General features: G+C 61.8%; 12 protein-coding genes and 1 pseudogene. 10 read left to right on the top strand and 3 right to left on the bottom strand.

Annotated features, from left to right (window positions below; all coding sequences use genetic code 11):
• Nucleotides 1-4 precede the first annotated feature (4 nt).
• The 6 genes from BMW87_RS32420 (at nucleotide 5) to BMW87_RS32395 (ending at nucleotide 6,836) form a co-directional block, all read left to right on the top strand.
• A complete protein-coding gene (locus BMW87_RS32420; protein WP_093082217.1) occupies nucleotides 5-1,255 on the top strand; it encodes an NAD(P)/FAD-dependent oxidoreductase in 1,251 nt (416 codons plus the stop codon).
• Between the two features lie 28 nt (nucleotides 1,256-1,283).
• Nucleotides 1,284-1,604, top strand: a complete 321-nt coding sequence (locus BMW87_RS32415; protein ID WP_093082214.1) for a 2Fe-2S iron-sulfur cluster-binding protein — start codon at nucleotides 1,284-1,286, stop codon at nucleotides 1,602-1,604.
• A 610-nt stretch (nucleotides 1,605-2,214) separates the two neighbouring features.
• Nucleotides 2,215-3,621 carry a glycolate oxidase subunit GlcF gene (glcF, locus tag BMW87_RS32410; protein ID WP_093082212.1) on the top strand — a complete coding sequence of 469 codons (1,407 nt, stop codon included), beginning with the start codon at nucleotides 2,215-2,217 and terminating at the stop codon, nucleotides 3,619-3,621.
• 26 nt (nucleotides 3,622-3,647) lie between these two features.
• Nucleotides 3,648-5,177, top strand: a complete 1,530-nt coding sequence (locus BMW87_RS32405; protein WP_177192901.1) for an FAD-binding oxidoreductase — start codon at nucleotides 3,648-3,650, stop codon at nucleotides 5,175-5,177.
• A complete protein-coding gene (locus BMW87_RS32400; protein WP_177192900.1) occupies nucleotides 5,177-5,965 on the top strand; it encodes an SDR family NAD(P)-dependent oxidoreductase in 789 nt (262 codons plus the stop codon). Before BMW87_RS32405 ends, BMW87_RS32400 begins: the two co-directional genes overlap by 1 nt.
• A gap of 16 nt (nucleotides 5,966-5,981) precedes the next feature.
• Nucleotides 5,982-6,836: an alpha/beta hydrolase gene (locus BMW87_RS32395; protein ID WP_177192899.1), complete on the top strand. Its 855-nt coding sequence runs from the start codon at nucleotides 5,982-5,984 to the stop codon at nucleotides 6,834-6,836.
• Here BMW87_RS32395 and BMW87_RS32390 read toward each other — a convergent pair.
• Nucleotides 6,833-7,777, bottom strand: coding sequence for an AraC family transcriptional regulator (locus BMW87_RS32390; protein WP_177192898.1), 945 nt, complete (start codon nucleotides 7,775-7,777; stop codon nucleotides 6,833-6,835). The two genes, BMW87_RS32395 and BMW87_RS32390, sit on opposite strands and share 4 nt — an antisense overlap.
• Before the next feature lie 624 nt (nucleotides 7,778-8,401).
• Between BMW87_RS32390 and BMW87_RS34890 the strand changes: the two genes are divergently transcribed.
• On the top strand, nucleotides 8,402-8,626 hold the full coding sequence (locus tag BMW87_RS34890; protein WP_143062645.1) for a hypothetical protein: 225 nt from the start codon (nucleotides 8,402-8,404) through the stop codon (nucleotides 8,624-8,626).
• Nucleotides 8,627-8,727: 101 nt separating this feature from the next.
• On the opposite strand, the gene BMW87_RS32380 is transcribed toward BMW87_RS34890, so the two are convergent.
• On the bottom strand, nucleotides 8,728-9,825 hold the full coding sequence (locus BMW87_RS32380) for a porin (protein WP_093082199.1): 1,098 nt from the start codon (nucleotides 9,823-9,825) through the stop codon (nucleotides 8,728-8,730).
• 425 nt (nucleotides 9,826-10,250) lie between these two features.
• Between BMW87_RS32380 and BMW87_RS32375 the strand changes: the two genes are divergently transcribed.
• Nucleotides 10,251-12,122, top strand: a complete 1,872-nt coding sequence (locus BMW87_RS32375; protein WP_256217004.1) for a tannase/feruloyl esterase family alpha/beta hydrolase — start codon at nucleotides 10,251-10,253, stop codon at nucleotides 12,120-12,122.
• A 56-nt stretch (nucleotides 12,123-12,178) separates the two neighbouring features.
• On the opposite strand, the gene BMW87_RS35245 is transcribed toward BMW87_RS32375, so the two are convergent.
• A complete protein-coding gene (locus tag BMW87_RS35245; RefSeq protein WP_177192897.1) occupies nucleotides 12,179-12,340 on the bottom strand; it encodes a hypothetical protein in 162 nt (53 codons plus the stop codon).
• A gap of 85 nt (nucleotides 12,341-12,425) precedes the next feature.
• Here BMW87_RS35245 and BMW87_RS32365 point away from each other — a divergent pair.
• Both BMW87_RS32365 and BMW87_RS32360 read left to right on the top strand, forming a co-directional pair.
• Nucleotides 12,426-13,341: pseudogene (locus BMW87_RS32365) on the top strand (LysR family transcriptional regulator).
• Between the two features lie 654 nt (nucleotides 13,342-13,995).
• Nucleotides 13,996-16,212: a discoidin domain-containing protein gene (locus BMW87_RS32360; RefSeq protein ID WP_256217003.1), complete on the top strand. Its 2,217-nt coding sequence runs from the start codon at nucleotides 13,996-13,998 to the stop codon at nucleotides 16,210-16,212.
• The last annotated feature ends 208 nt before the right edge of the window (nucleotides 16,213-16,420 follow it).

Raw genomic sequence — 16,420 nt, 5'->3', positions numbered from 1 at the left:
AGCCATGACTACCGGATCCACCATCGTCATCGTGGGCGCAGGCCTGGCGGGTGCCGAAGCCGCGTTCGCGCTGCGCGACGGCGGCTACGAAGGGCGCCTCGTGGTGGTCGGGCGCGAGACCTGGCCGCCCTACGAGCGTCCGCCTCTGTCCAAGGCCTTCCTCCAAGGCGAACCGGCACGCGACAGGCTCTGGCTTCGTCCCGCCAAGTCGTACGCCGAAGAGAACATCGAACTGCAGCTGGGCACCGAGGTCACCGCCATCGATCGCGCGCAACGCTGCGTGCACCTGAACACCGGCGCGGCGCTCGCCTACGACAAGCTGCTGCTGGCCACGGGCGGTGAAGCGCGCCGCCTGACGATCCCGGGCGCCGAACTCGAAGGAGTTTGCGAACTCAAGTCGCTCGACGATGCGGAACTCTTGCGCGCCAAGCTGGTGGAAGGGCGATCGGTCATCATCATTGGTGGAGGCTATGTGGGCATGGAGTTCGCGGCAACCGCCTGCCAGGCCGGTTGCCAGGTCACCGTGCTGGAGAGCCAGGACAGGGTGTTGTCGCGCTCGCTTTCTGCGGTGATCGCCCGATACCTGCAGCGCGAGCATGAAAGGCGCGGCGTACGCGTGCTCACGCAATCGAGCGTGGCGTGCGTTGAGGGTGATGAGCACGTCGACTCCGTGGTCCTCTCGGATGGCACGCGGCTTCCTGCCGATGTGGTGCTCGTGAGCATCGGCAACGAGGCCAGCGACGCGCTGGCGCGGGGTGGCCGTCTGCCGGTCGATCGCGGCATCGTGGTCGATCGCGAAGGACGCACCACCGATCCGCATGTGTTCGCCGCCGGCGATTGCACGGTCAGTCGGTGCGAAGGCTTCGCTGCACCGCTGCGGCTGGAGTCGGTGCAGCACGCCACACTGCAAGCCCGGCGGGCGGCGGCTGCAATGCTGGGTCAGCCTGCGGGACGCGACGAAGTGCCGTGGTTCTGGTCGGATCAGTTCGACATCAAGCTGCAGATGGCGGGATTGCCTTTGTCAGGCGATACCGAGCTGGTGCGCGGCGATCCGCAGAGTGGACGCTTCAGTGTCATTTATCAGAACGCCGATCGCCTCACGGCGATTCAATGCGTCAACGCGTCAGCTGACTTTGCGGCGGCCAAAAAAATGATCGCTGAGAGGCGCAGGTTCGCCTTCGCATTGTTGTGCGACCCGCTTGTCAGTTTGCGCGACGTCCGATTGGGCCGGACGGTGAGCGAATCAGTCCTGTAAATTTTGTTTAGTATTTTGAGAGTTCCTTATGGTCGATATAGCCATCGAAGTCACCGATCGGAGAGGTCGCGTCAGCCAATTTGCAGGTACCGAGGGCCTCACGCTCATGGATGCCCTCAAGAACCAGGGGCTGCCCGTGGCCGCTACATGCGGCGGAGCGAAATCATGCGCCACCTGCCATGTGTACATCGGCGAAGGCTCCGCGCCGGTTGGCCTCCCTGATGAGGACGAAATTGATCTGCTGTCCGAATCAGACCACTACCGCGAAGGCGTGTCGCGCCTGAGTTGCCAAATCGTGTTGCTGCCAGTGTTAGCAGGGTTGCGCGTTGAGCTGGCCCCTCAGGACTGAAATGCGCGGGCGATCACGCTCGCGGCAATGTCGTACAACTCACGCGACATGAATCTACGGCGGGAGAGCAACAGTTTTGGAGAAGGCGTCACCGATGGGACGCAATGAAAAGCCCGGCCGGATTGAATTCCTGAAGACCTCCAGTCCCCCCGGTCGAAAAAAAAATGGATGCACCCGTTCTAAGCCGGGTTCCTGTTGAATCTCGCCGGCCTCTGACCCTAGCGCGTCCCACGGCGGTGCCGTAGGGCCGGCCGAGCCTGATTCCCGTCGACCAGCTTCTCGCCGCATGCGGCGGTAGCCGGATGGCGTGCTGCCGAAAGCCGCCGTGAAGCCTTCATGAAGTCGGGGATGTCGCTGAAACCCCAACATGCCGCAATGGACCATCCCGGGCGCGTATCGCGACTATTTAATCTAGCGATGGTCAACACGGGGCAGGGTAGCCGTGCGCATTTCTCCAACATTCGTGCACGGCACTCATACGCGGGTAGGCCGCGCAGTTCTTAAAGTCTCACCGAGGCATTGCCCAAGCCACAGCACAGGCAGGGCAGCACACGAAGCTTGGGAGAAGCACAGATGCGACGGACGGAATTCGTCGCGTACGCGGCAGACAATGAAGACTCATTTCACACAAACTCAGCTGGCCGAACCGCAAATCGCGGAGGCCGCCGACATCCTGCAGAGTTGCCAGCACTTTGGCTTTTGCACATCCGGCTGCCCGACCTACGTTCTGCTGCACGACGAGAACGACGGTCCGCGTGGCCGTATCGACCTGATCAAGGAGATGCTCGAATCTGGCGGGGCGCCATCGCCGAAGACAGTGAAGCACCTTGACCGTTGCATGTCCTGCATGTCCTGCATGGGAACCTGTGCCGTCAAGGTGGATTACATGCATCTAATCGACGTGGGACGCGCGCACATCGAAAAGACGTACCGGCGCCCTTTGGCTGAGAGGTTGCTACGCAGTGCCTTGGGCTTCGTGCTCCCGCGCAGGAACCTGTTCAAGGCAGCGCTCAGCCTGGGTCGGATCGCGGCGCGTTTCGGCCGCTGGATGCCCCCGGCAGTGCGGCCGCTGCTGGAGCTACTGCCGCCCCCAAGATCATCCGATCCGGCAGACGCCATCGGACAACGCAGCTACCCGGCAGTAGGCGTTCGCCGATGGCGGGTCGCACTGCTTCAAGGATGCGTCCAGCCCGAGATTGCGCCGCACATCAATGCGGCCACCATTCGCATGCTGACTCGCTTCGGCTGCGAGGTCGTCATGCCAGAAGCTGCTGGTTGTTGCGGCTCCCTCAACCTGCACATGGGAAACCAGGAAGCCGCTCGCAGTTTCGCCAGGGCGAATGTTGCCGCTTGGCTCAATGAACTCGATCGAGGCGGGCTCGACGCCATTCTCGTCAATGCATCGGGCTGTGGAACCACAGTGAAGGACTACGGCCATCTGTTGAAGGGCGATCCCGACTTCGAGCAGGGCGCGCACCGAGTAGCCGCCATTGCGGTCGACGTGTGCGAGTGGCTCATGCGTATCGGAGTCTCTGCCCCGACGACACCCCGACGCCATAGGGTGACCTACCACGATGCGTGCTCTCTGCGAAATGTGCAGAAGGTAACGCAGCCGCCAAGGGCGCTTTTACTCAAGGCCGGCTATCTTGTTTCCGATGTGCCGGAGGCCCATTTCTGTTGTGGCTCCGCCGGAACCTACAACATGCTCCAGCCCGACCTCGCCAGGCAGCTTGGCCAGCGCAAGGCAGCAAACTTGGCAAGCACTCACCCTCAGATCGTGGCGGCTGGCAACATCGGCTGCATCACGCAGATTGGATTACATAGCCCCACGCCGATCGTACACACGGTGGAGTTGCTCGACTGGGCTTATGGCGGGCCAGCGCCTCTGTCATTGCGAACCGCTAGCCTCGAGGAGATTGCAATTGACGAGGTGGTGGATGAGTCGCTCGCTTCGTCATCTGAACAACCCATCCACTTCTCTCCGGGCAAGACGTCGAAAGACATGGGCGTTTGGTAGGCCCTCATTCCAGCAGTAATCCAATCATGAAAAACATACAGAACTTCCTGGCCCAGGTCCGCAGCGACTTGGGTGACCAATGGGTCGACCAGCGGCCCGAGACACTGGTGCGTTACGGAGAGCACACCCTGCCCGGGCAGGCAAGAGCGCCTTCCGCTGTTCTATTCCCTGAGTCAACGGCCCAGGTGGTTGCCATTGTCAAAGCCGCCAACGAGTTTGGCGTCGCGCTCTATCCGATCAGCACGGGTAACAACATCGGCCTGGGTTCGCGTGCCCCGGCACGTGCGGGACAGGTGGTGGTCGATCTCGGCTACCGTATGAACCGCATCCGCGAGATCAACGAAGAGACCTGCTATGCGGAGCTAGAGCCTGGCGTCAGTTTCCAGATGCTGCGCGACGAGCTCCGACGCCGCGGTGACAAACTGATGGTCTCCGCCACTTCGGGACCGCCGCATGGCGGAATTGTCGGTAACGCAATGGATCGAGGCGCCGGCTATGGGCCGTACTTCGATCACTTCGGGATGACCTGCGGCATGGAGGTCGTGCTCGGCAACGGCGAGGTGATCCGCACCGGCGACGGCAGCCTGGACACGGAATCGCTGGTGAACTGGCACGTGTCGAAGTTTTCCTTCGGTCCGGCCTTGGACGGTCTGTTCGCGCAATCGAACTTCGGCATCGTGACGCGAGTGGGCGTGTGGCTCATGCCGCGACCGCCGGCCTCGCGGTCCTTTCATTTCGTGTTCCCCGATGATGAAGATCTGGCGGAAATAATCGAGTTGTGCCGGCCGATGAAGCTCTCCAACTTCGTGCCGTCGCTCTTTCGCATTGCCAACGACTTGTATGCGATGGCGCCGGACGAGCGCAACCCGGAGTACCTGGAGGGCAGCAGACAAAGCATCTCCGGCGTCGCACGCAAGGCACTTCAAGGCAAGCACGGGCTCGGCGCGTGGCAGGTCTCGGGCATGTTCTACGGTGCGTCAACTGCGGCGATCGAGCCGCTGGTCGCGCGTGTGCGCGGGCACTTCGAGCGCAGCGGAAAGGCTCGCTACATCGGGCATGATGAAGCATTGAACATTCCAGCGCTTCGCATCGCGATCGATTCAATGTCGGGTGAGCCGAGCGCAGGCGAGTTGGGCATGCTGCAGTGGCGTCCGGGTAGCGGCAACTCGTGGTTCCTTCCGGGCACGCCCATGGTGGGCAGCCAGGCGATGGAACTCGACCGATTGGGCCGTTCGATTTATGAGAAGCATGGCATGGACTACATCGTCATGCACGTGGCGTCGGCACGCTTCGCCCGCGGTCTTCACGTCCTGGTCTGGAACAAGGATGACCGGGGCGAGAACACAAGAGCGGATGCCTGCTATCGCGAACTCACACTTGAATTCTCCAAAAGGGGCATCGGCGTTGGCCGTGCGCCGGCCGACTACGCAGATCTGCACATGGAGCAGATGATGCCTTCCCTGCGGCGGGCATGCCAAGCCATCAAGCAGGCGCTGGACCCCAACGGCGTCATCAGTCCAGGCAAATACGGCATCGATCTGCCAGGAGCGGAATAATGGCACTCCACGCAAATGGTCTAGAACCCGCTCGTTCCTCGCGCATGGTGGTTGCCGGCGGTTGCGGCGGTATTGGGCGCGAGTTGGTCGCCCAAGCTGCGGCGAGTGGCATTGACGTCATCGTGCTGGATTTGCCGCAGAGCATTCGCGATGACACGAAAGTCGAGGGGGCGCGCTATGTCGGGTTTGATGCTGCGGACCCGGCCACCATCGAAGCGTCAGTCGCCGATGTCGCAAGACAATGGGACCGCGTCGATTCGTTCATTTTTCTTTGCGGCTATCCCATCTTGCCGCGTCGCCCGCTCGCTGAGGTTTCCCTGAATCAGTGGAACCATCTAATGGCTGTGAACATGACCTCGGCCTACTTGCTTGCCAACGCACTGCTGCCCATGCTGCGCAAGAGTGAGCAAGCGGCAATCGTCACCGTAGCCTCCTCCCTCGCCTATCAGGTGATGCCGGGAATGGGGGCGTACGCATCGTCCAAAGGCGGTCTGGTGAGTCTCACAAAGGCGCTTGCGATGGAATGTGCGCCGCGCGTGAGAGCCAATGTCGTCGCCCCGGGCGCAGTGGAAACCGACTTTCTCGCCGGCGGCACGGGAAAAGCCGAGGGCGAGGCGGACCGAAGCTGGTTCGACGCTATGGCGGAGAAGTACGTCGCAACCGTTCCTTTGGGACGGGTAGCGACGCCCGCCGACGTGGTCGGGCCCATTCTTTTTCTGGCCGGACCGGCATCCGGCTACATGACCGGCCAGGTGTTACACCTCAATGGCGGCAGACTCACACCCTAAGCCCCCGGAGCACCCGATGAGTCTGCAAACTGAGGGACCGAACCACGCTGGCGACACCGAGTACCAGTATGTATCCGGACAGTTCCGCGGCAGTTTTGCTTCCCTGTTTTCCCGGTTCGACGCACTCAACGTCCAAGCCTTGACATCGAATTGCTGGCAATTGGATCTCCGGTACGGACCGCATGAGCGGCAAACTCTTGATCTCTGCCCTGCCGTCGGTGTGGCGCGCGGCACGGCCTTCTACTTTCACGCCGGTTACTGGCACTCGCGCGACAAGGCGCAATTCCGTTTTCTTGCTCCGCCCTTGGCCGATGCCGGTTTCAATGTGGCCATGGTCAACTATCCGCTGTCTCCGGAAGTCCGGATTCCGCAGATCACCGAGGCGGTGCGTGCTGCGGTTCCCGTGCTCATCGCGACGCTAGCTGACCGCCACAAGAGCCTGCCGCTGTTCTTGTGCGGGCACTCAGCCGGCGCTCATCTTGCGATCGAGCTTGCCGCGAACACGTCTTCGGCATGGCAATCGCAGGTGTCGGCCGTCATCTGCATCAGCGGTCTGTTTGACCTTGTTCCCTTGGTGAACACCTCACTTAATCAAAAGCTGGTGCTGGACCATTTGGACGCGCACGATTGCTCGCCTCTGTACCGGGTGAGATCGAACGAGCTTCCGGAGGGCTATTTTTTGGTGGGGGGTGACGAAACCCCCGCGTTTCAGGATCAAAGCCGAGCCATGGCCCAGCACTGGGCCAGCGCCGGTAACCGAAGTCGACTTATTGCCGTGGCGGGACAGGACCATTTCAGCGTCTTGGACGCGCTTCAGGGCCCAGATGGCTTGCTGCTCGCGCTTATGAACGAGCGGTCTACTGGCTGCTAAGAGACCTTGCCAGATGTGGCCCGGTACTGGCTTGGAGTCAGGCCGAATCGCCGTTTGAAGAGATGATTGAAGTGGGGGATGTCATTGAAGCCGCTGCGATAGGCGATTTCGGCCACCGTCGTGTCAGACAGCTGCATGAGCTTCTCGGCGGCCATTTGCAGCCGCGCTGCCATCAACACTGTCGAAAAATTCGTGTCCATCTCGTGCAAGATCTTTTGCACGAGCCGGGGCGAGATGTGAAGATGCTCGGCGACACGTTGTAGCGACAATTCGGGATCGGTCGCTTGCTGCCGGATGTAGTGCGCGATCGCCTGCTGGCGGATTTCCCTGGACTCGGCCGTCGCGATGCCTGCCCGCGTTGCGGCTATCTTGAGCAGGTTGCAGACGTTATCGGCCATCAGTGCCATCTCGTCCGAGGTGACTGCCGACTCTTGGTTGGAAAGCTCCTTGAGATACGAGATCAACATGCTGGCAACAGGCTCGGCTGGCCGTAGCAGCAGCGAGTGCGAGCGCAAAAGCGTAGGCAGCCGCTCCTCGATGGCGCGCGCCGGCAAGCTCGCGACAATGCGGTGTACGGGGCCTGGAAAGCGCACGCGCATCGATCTTCTGCCGTCCACAATTGCCAGGCTCCCCGGCGACAGCACGCTGCGAGAATCCCCGTGAGAGAGGTACGCATCTCCCTCCAGCTGCCAGCTGACCAGGTAGCCTGAACGACCGGCGTCCGAGAAGGAATCGCCCGGACAAGAAACTTCATGCGGTCCGCTAAGGAAATCCGCGCAACTGATCTGCCCGTCGCGGCGCGCCGAAATACACGCCGAGAAATCCCGCGCCGAAAGCTTGCCGATGTCCACCTTATGGATCATCTTGCTCACGGAGCTACGCCACCAGTCGCCGCGCTGTTGCGGCGCCATGGCTTGCGTTGACATCGAGACGACTTCCATTTTTCCGCGCTTTAGAGTTGCCCAAACACATGCAAGATCCCAGCCAGCCGCTGCCATAGTGGTCATCTGGCGTAGCTGCCGTCTCTCTTTTGCTGTGGAGAGTTCTGCAAAAGTTAATCCCGTGTGCGCCGCGGCGCGTACTTACCGAAGACGCGGCGTTCGGCTTAAGTACCGCAAGCTGCCGGGCCTTGGCCGCTGGTCCCGAATCATCTTGCTGAATCGCAGCGCTGTCGATCAGGTTTTGCCCTCGCTGCTCGACCAGCTTTTCGTGATTTCCAGGGCAGATCGTGCGCCGGCATTGTCGTGTGCGCGAATCCGATTCGAGTGAGTCCGATGGTCAAGGTGATCGACGATGCGGCCATACGCTTCGTCGAAGCTGATTCGTAGTGGAAATCCATATTGGGTCAACTTCACAATCCTGGCGGCTCCGGTGTACGGGGCGACCAGTGCACTTGACCTCATTGGCGGCTCTAAACGCGCGCGTTGCCTTAGCACGGCAGCCGCCTCAAACCCGTCCATGATGGGCAGGCATAGGTCGAGCAAGACTGCGCGGTAGTGCATCCAGGTTGCCTCCCGGACAGTCTCCAGCCGATTGTGGGCCGTACCGGTACAACAACTTCAGAGTTGCTCGATTCAGCACAGCTAAGTGAGCAGCGCGGCTCTCATGCCCGGCGCGTCTGGCTTGGTCTGGATCACACGGTCGATGGTGCGATGCAGTCTGCTGTTGCGCTGAACGGGTTGGATGGTGACTTGGCTGGCGATGATGGGCCAACCCATGGCCATGGCTCGATCGTTAACGCAGCACTGGGCGCGGCGTTCGTCGTCGAGAAGGGAATCGAGTATCGCTGACACTTCACGCTCCTGGCCATTACTTGCTACTTTGCCGCTTGGGCATTTGGTTGGGGCAGAACATGCATAGCTGACATCGGGTTCACGAGTTCAGACCTTTCCTAGAAGCTGTGGCGGACGCCCATCGCAATTGCGGTTTGGCTGCCGCCCGCGACTGGATTGCTGGCGGCCTGGCCGCTACTGACGGACAGCGACAAAGCTCCGTCGTTGTTGATCCGGCCCGCAGTCGCGTACACCGCTGTCCGCTTTGAAAAGTTGTAGGTGGCGCGCACGGCGACCATCGTCGACTTGTTGGAGTTGCCCTTGAACTTCAACCGGAAGAATTCACCATCCACTACCAGCTGCGGGGTTACGGTGTACGCGACTCCCAAGTAGGCCAAGTCGCTGCGCGGCGCGGCGACGCTGGCTTCGTTGTCTCGGCGGATCAGGCCAGCGCCCAATTTGAACGCTCCCAACTTGGCGTAGCCATTGGCCGACAGGCGAGTGTCCTTCAGGGCACTTCTGACCAGGCCCGCAAAGGCGCCGGCGCCGCCACGCATTTCGTCTACCGCCAACGCGGCACCCCACATGGGGGCGTCATACTTTATGAGGGCGGACCACTCTCGACAGGCCTGCTTGTCGGTGGCACTTTCACCGGCGCAATTGCTACCCGAAGGGCTGGGGCCGGCGTTGACGGTATCTCGCCCCAAGCTATAGGTCGCACCCACCGTAAAGCCGCTGAAGGTGCCGCGATACGCGATGGAATTATCGGCGCGGGCGTTGGGAATGTAGCTGTCGAGGGAAGAAGAGCCGTAAATGTTGGGCCCAAGAATGTCCGCGTCCAGGATGGACCAGAACAGCATGGTGTACTGCCGGCCCAGGGTCACCGAACCCCAAGGCCCGGCGAGGCCGACGAATGACTGCCGACCAAAGGAACGCCCCCCTTGGTTCATGCTCCCGCTATCGGGTGCGATGCCCATTTCTAGAGTAAACAGAGCGCCTAAACCTCCACCGAGATCCTCGGTTCCGCGAAAGCCCAGCCTTGAAGGAACGCTGCCTGTCAAACTGGGCATGCGAGTTAATCCTTCGCCCCCGGCGCCCACGTCGGTCACATGTTCTACGGCCGCATCCATGATGCCGTAAATGGTCACTGCGGACTGGGCAGATGCTCCGCCTGCGATCAGTGACAAGCCAATACTGGCGATAAGTTTTCGTTGCATTGTCTAGCTCCTCGTTGAAAAAACGACGTGCTGCCCTGGCGCCTTTGCGCACAGGGTTTCAATGCGGCACCTCAGCGAGCGACATCCATCACGTTAGGCATCAATCATTTAGAGGTCAACGATCGGCGATGCGATTTACCGCAGCGAATAGGGCACGTGCGCGTTTGCCCAAGCTTTGTGCGCCTTGCCCAAACCCGTCAGTTCGACGCAGCGTAAAAAATATTGCCTTGCTCACAAGGCATAGGGCGCTACAAGTCGTGCAGCCAAGTCACGAACCGGCGAAGGAGTAAGTCGATCCCTGCTAGCTATGTCAGGACATCGTTCATTCTTTGAAAGGAAACAAGATGTCGCGAGTTTCGTTTTCTCCACTGTCCACTCCGCAGCGCCTCATAACGCCGGGTCGACGTCACTGTTCCAAGGAGACTGTGTTGGCCCTGTTGTTTCGTTCCTTCCTCATCACGGCAGTCGCTGCGCTTGCCGCTTGCGGTGGCAACGGTGGCTCCGGCTTCGCCGCGATCCCCCAACCCGGCCCGGCCGCGATCCCCCCACCCGACGCAGCCCCGGTCCCCCAATCGCTGTTGACGTGCGACGACTCCCTGAAGACCGGCTTCTCTCCCGATGCCAACACCACGGTGGTGGCCGTGAAGTCGTTCAAGAAGGGCGATGCGCTGCTGCTGGCCGGCGCGGCAACTCCGCAGACGCCTGTGGCCGCCAACGACGTTTGCATGGTCAAGCTCAATGTCGGACCAGGCAACCCTGGCCCCGCCGATGCGCCGTCCACATCGCCCGGCATCGGAATCGAGATCTGGCTGCCAGCGAAGGCCAACTGGAACAATCGCGTGCACGCCGTCGGTGGCGGTGGTTGGATGGGCGGTGCGGCCGGTTCGGCTACCGCGATCGCGAGTTCGGCTCTCTGGGATGCCGCGGGTATCGCGACGAGCGAGGGCGCGGTGTCGTCGCTGACGGACACTGGCCACAGCACCATCGACGGCTCGTTCGCGATGAAACCCGACGGCACGATCAACAAGACGCTGTGGACCGACTATGCCTCGCGCGCGATCCATGAGCAGACCGTGAAAACGAAGGCGCTGGCCACTGCGTACTACGGCTCGGCGCCAAAGTACATGTACTGGGAAGGTGGCTCCAAAGGCGGGCTTCAGGGCTTGGACCTCGCGCAGAACAATCCTGAAGACTACGACGGAATCATCGCGAACTACCCAGCGGTCAACTTCACCCGCTTCATCACCGCGGAGCTGTACCCGCAAATCGTCTTTCAACGCGACCTCGGCGGCACGCCGCTCACGATTGCGCAACAGGACCTCGTCTCCAACGCCGCGATCGCTGCATGCGACGTGGTAGGCGGCAAGCACCTGGGCTACGTTCTCGATCCATCCGTGTGTACCTACGATCCGACCACTGATGCCGCTGTGCTGTGCACGGCCGATGGCGGCAGCAACGCCACCGCAGACTGCGTCTCCAGCACTCAGGCGACAGCGATAAACAAGATCTGGTACGGCATGACGAGCGACGGCAGCGTGCCCTCGCCCGCAACGGACAACGGCTGGGCGCAAGCCGCCACTTCGACGCTGCCTGGCAGTGGAACCCACCGATGGTTCGGCCTGACGCGTGGCACTTCTCTGTACGCCGCGATGTTTAATTTCCCCGGGTACTTCAATGGGCTCGCCAGCCCGAATGGTCCGTTCTCGACCGCCTCCGATCTTGTCGCGCTCGAACTGCAGAATCCGATGATCGCCGAGCCCAATTTCAAGAACGCGACGGGCAACGGACAATCGCTGTGGAGGTCGCTGTCATATGCGCAGCTGGCGAACGCTTTCGATCGCGGTGTGGCGCTGCAGCCCGAGTTCGGCAACATCAACACCGACAACCCCGACCTCTCGGCATTCAAAAATCGCGGCGGAAAGATGCTCGCGTGGCATGGCCTGGCTGACGAACTGATCATGCCGCAGGGCACGGTCAACTACTACAACCGCGTCGCGGCCCGGATGGGCGGGCTCGCCAGCGTCCAAAACTTCTACCGGCTGTACCTCGCGCCGGGCCTGGGACACGGCACGCCCAATGGCACTTCGAACCCGGCTGCAGCGCCCCCGAACTTCACGCCGACGCAGATGTATGACCTGCTGACGAACTGGGTCGAGAACGGCGTGGCGCCCGATCAGGTCACACTTCAGAGCAGCGCGGGTGCCGTCACGAAGAGCCGGCCCATCTGCGTGTACCCGAAGAAGGCGACCTACACCAGCGGTGACCCGAACACAGCCGCGAGCTACACGTGTTCGTGAAGCCTATTGGGCTCGCGTGGGCGGCGATCGGTCTCGCCCAGGACGCTGCGGCCGACCTACTGGTCGTCGCCCGCCTGGGGCCGTTCACTCGCCCGCTGGCCGGCAGCCGCCTGGCCCATCACGTATGCACGCGTGGAGGGCATGCGTGCATACGTGGAAGAGCCGAATGCAACCAGCGGCGTGGACGAGGGCCAGCCCGACGAATAGGACGGCGGCAACGATCTGGACTGACGGGGTGTCCGGCATGGACGGTGGCTAACTTCTACTTCGGCGCGGATAGGGAAAACAGCAGAAAGAATTTTCGTGCTCGATCTGAATGAAGTAGCAATGTTCGTACAAGTGGCCCGCTGCGGCAGCTTTGCCGAGGCCGCACGACGGTTGAGCGTGCCTTCCGCGACGGTGAGCCGGCGCATCCAGCAGCTCGAGGCACGCTTGGGCACGCGGTTGATGCAGCGCTCGACCCGCAAGCTCACGCTGACGAGCGCGGGTGAGTCTTTCCATGAGCGATGCGGCCCGGCAGTCGACGAACTCATCGAAGCCGGTCAGCTGCATGTGGCGGACAGCGCGGAGCCCAGCGGCACGGTGCGCGTAGCTGCGCCAACCAGCTTCTTCGGCTTTTTCCGGATGGAATGGGTGGAGGAGTTTCTGGCCAAGCATCCACTTGTGCGCCTGGACTTCGTTCTCAGTGATCTCTTGGTCGATCTGATCGCCGATCGCCTCGATGTCGCATTTCGCGGGGGGGCCTTGCAGGATTCGAGTAATGTGATCCGGCGAATCTTCGCGAGCCATGGCGAACTGATCGCCAGCCCTTCCTACCTGGCTGCGCATGGCATGCCCACTGACCCGGAAGAACTGCGCGAGCATGAGTGCGTGGTGCAGTCCAATACCGCTGGCGGCGCCACGTGGCACTTGCAGGACATGGATGGCATGCAGAAGGTGGTGCGCGTGAGCGGGCGTTTCAACAGCAACGCACAAGAGGTGTTACGCAAGGCCGCGTGCGCTGGCCTTGGCATCGCGGCGCTGCCGTCGGTCCTGACTGCATCAGACATCGCGGCGGGCAGACTGGTACGGGTGCTGCCGCAGTACGCGCGGGCCGGCCGCGGGGCTGAGCATTGTCTATCCCAGTCGCCAGCAGCGCCCGCTGGCGGTAACAGCGTTCGCCGACATGGCTGTGGAGAGGCTCAGTCATCCGGATTGGGTGCCGGCCTCCGGTGCATAGCGTTCAGAGGCTGTGCGCACGGGGAGAGAACATTGCCATTCCACTGAAAAGCGAGTGAGTGCATCTCGATTTTCAATGCATTTAAAAAGCAAGAATCAAGCGTCGGCAGTCTGGCCTGCCTGTTCGGTCTCAGCAATGGCAGTCACGGCAGCAATGGCGCCGGCCAAAGTGGCGGTAGCACAGGCGGGCTCGCGGGCTTATCGAAGAAATCGGCGCACCAAGGAAGCTGGCGGCTCGTTCTGGGCTCCGCGACTTTTCCGCACATGAACTACGGCTCCTATGTTTGATAAAACCAATTTTGCTGCTGCGTTGCTCATGTTGAGCTCCGTCGTGCTCCCGGGTTGCGGGGGCGGAAATTCGGGAAGTTTCCAGGCGGGCGCTCCGGTCCCTGCTGTCGCGGACGGTACCCCAGAGATTCCCGCTGTCTCGGGAGGCACCCCAGAGGTTCCCGCTGTCGCGGGAGGCACTCCGGAGACTTCCGCCACTGGAGGCACCCCCGAAATCCCCGCGGCCCCGGGCGACACCCCGGTAGCCCGAGTCATCAAGCATCCAGGTGCTGGGCTCACGCTCTCGGATCTCCAGACGGTCAAGGCATACGTCGATCTGGGCAAGCAGCCATGGAAGTCCGGCTACGACCAGTTGGCGAGCAGTCCCATGTCCAGGCTCACTTACGAAAGGTATGGCCCGTTCACGAAGGTGAGCCGCGCCCCTGATGAGAACCTCGGGGCCTGGCGCAACGACATGGTCGCGATCTGGAATCTCTCGCGGATGTGGTATTTCACTCGGGATGACCGGTACGCGGAGAAGGCGCGTGAGATGCTGCTGGCGTGGGCCAACACCCAGACCGAGTTCTCGGGGCGAGAGTCGATGCTCGAGCTGGGCGACTACGCGCTCCAGTTCGTGGGCGGTGCGGAAATCCTGCGCGCCACGTGGCCGGGCTGGCAGGAGGCCGACACGGCGACGGTGAAGAAGTACTTCAAGGATGTCCTGATGCCGGGGGCGAACCCCTATGGCGAAAGCTCGTTCGGCGCCGCCAACAAGGGCGCACTGTCCCTCGTCGCGCTGGGGCTGATGGCGATCTACAACGACGACATCGAGACATTGGACAAGGTCGTCTATCAGACCCGCACACTGGCCCACATCGGGCTGCGAAACTCCAATGACATCGGCATGCTCGGCGACTCGCTGCGCGACCAGGGGCATGCCTATGGGCAGCTCAAGTCATTGACCATGCTTGCCGAGGCGCTCTGGAGCCAAGGCATCGACATCTATTCCGACCTTGACAACCGTCTACTGGCGGCGGGTGAGTATTTCGCGCGGGTGAACGAGCTCGTACCCACGGCAGCGCTTCCGTTCGGCACCACCGATGCGTACTACCCCTCCGACCGCACCGGGCACGGTTGGCAGGGCGCCAATGGTGGGAACGTGGCGCTGACCCAGATTTACGGCGCCTACGTCCTTCGCAAGGGCCTCCAGGCACCCTTCATCGCTCAGAGGCGCCTTTGGATGCCCCTGAGCGACTCCAGCTTCATGTTCCTCAAGAATTCCGACATATCGAAGGCGACGCCGCCGCCGGCACTGCCCATTCCCTCGACCACCTCGATCACCTCGGGGTTCAGCAGTGCTGACATCGGGGGCGCCAGCCCGGCCGGCTCGGCCACATACGCCGCCGGCAAATGGAACGTGGCTGGGGCAGGCTACGACATCTGGGGCGAACGCGACAGTTGCCACTTCGCCTACAAGGCCCTCACCGGCAACAGCGCCATCATCGCGAAAGTCGAGTCGCTCGAGAACACCCACCCGTCCGCAGTGGCGGGCGTGATGATGCGCACAAGCCTGGATCCAGGCGCCCCGCGCGCCTGGATGGCGACAAACTACAAAGGTCAAGTCTTACAGAACATGACCAAACTGGCGGTTTATGGCGGCTCGAACTACGCGAACAAGGTTGTTAGCTCCGGGCTCACTTACTGGGTGAAGCTCGAGCGCATCGGCAACATCATCACCGGCTATGTTTCGCCCGATGGCACCAATTGGGCCGCTACCGATGTCGGCCGCATCGACGCCCCCGTTCCCGACACGGTCTATGTCGGATTGGTGGTCTCGTCAGTCACAAGCCAGCTAAACAACAGCGTCTTCAGCAATGTCCAGATCACCGGCGGCGACGGTGGTGCGCCGAGGGTCATCCCCTCGGCCCCCGCCATGCTGCTGGCCTCGCCGGGTGATCGGGCCGTACCGCTGCGCTGGCAGGCGTCCTTCGGGGCCACCGGCTACACGATCGGCCGCTCCGAGTTCAGCGGCGGGCCCTATGAAACCATCGCGTCGGGCGTCGCGGGCAGCAGCTACACGGACATTTCCGTGGTCAATGGCACGACCTACTACTACACCGTCACGGCGAGCAACTCCGCCGGAACGAGCGGTCGTTCTCCTGCCGACAGTGCCACGCCGGTTCCTTCGATGGTGAACGTCGCGACCGGCGGCGCCGCAAACGACAGTGCAGGCAACGCGACTAACGCTAAGCGCGCCTTCGACCTGAACACGTACTCGCAATGGCTCTACGCGGGCGTAACTGGCTGGCTGCAGTATGACCTCGGCCATACGGAGCGCGTCCTGCGCTATTCGGTCACCAGCACGCCTGACGCCAATCTCGTCGAGCGTGATCCGAAGAACTGGCAGCTTCAGGGCTCCAACGATGGTTCCAACTGGACCACGCTCGACACGCAAAGCAACCAGAAACGCTTCGAGTTGAAGACCTACGCGGTCGCGAATCCGGGCTCGTATCGCTACTACCGGCTGAACATCACAGCCAACAACGGCGACAGCGCTTTCACGGCTATTTCCGAACTTGGGCTGTTCGTTTCTAGGCCGCAGTGAGCCCGATGCGCGATTACCGGCGCATCGATCCGGGCGACGCATCGAGCTTTTTTTAACGGCCCGCGCGGCGACGATCTACGTGAATCGGCTCTTGCGGCGTTTGCAAAATTACACATAGATGACAAAAAATGTCACCAGATTCCAAAAAAAGAAAAGTGAGGTGTCCGTTGACCGATCAACGTCGGTTCCCTCGACGATCCCCTGCAAC

Source organism: Variovorax sp. OV084 (assembly GCF_900111625.1).
GTDB lineage: Bacteria > Pseudomonadota > Gammaproteobacteria > Burkholderiales > Burkholderiaceae_C > Variovorax.
Note: the sequence above shows the minus strand (reverse complement) of the source record. Positions and strands in the feature narration are given on the sequence as shown.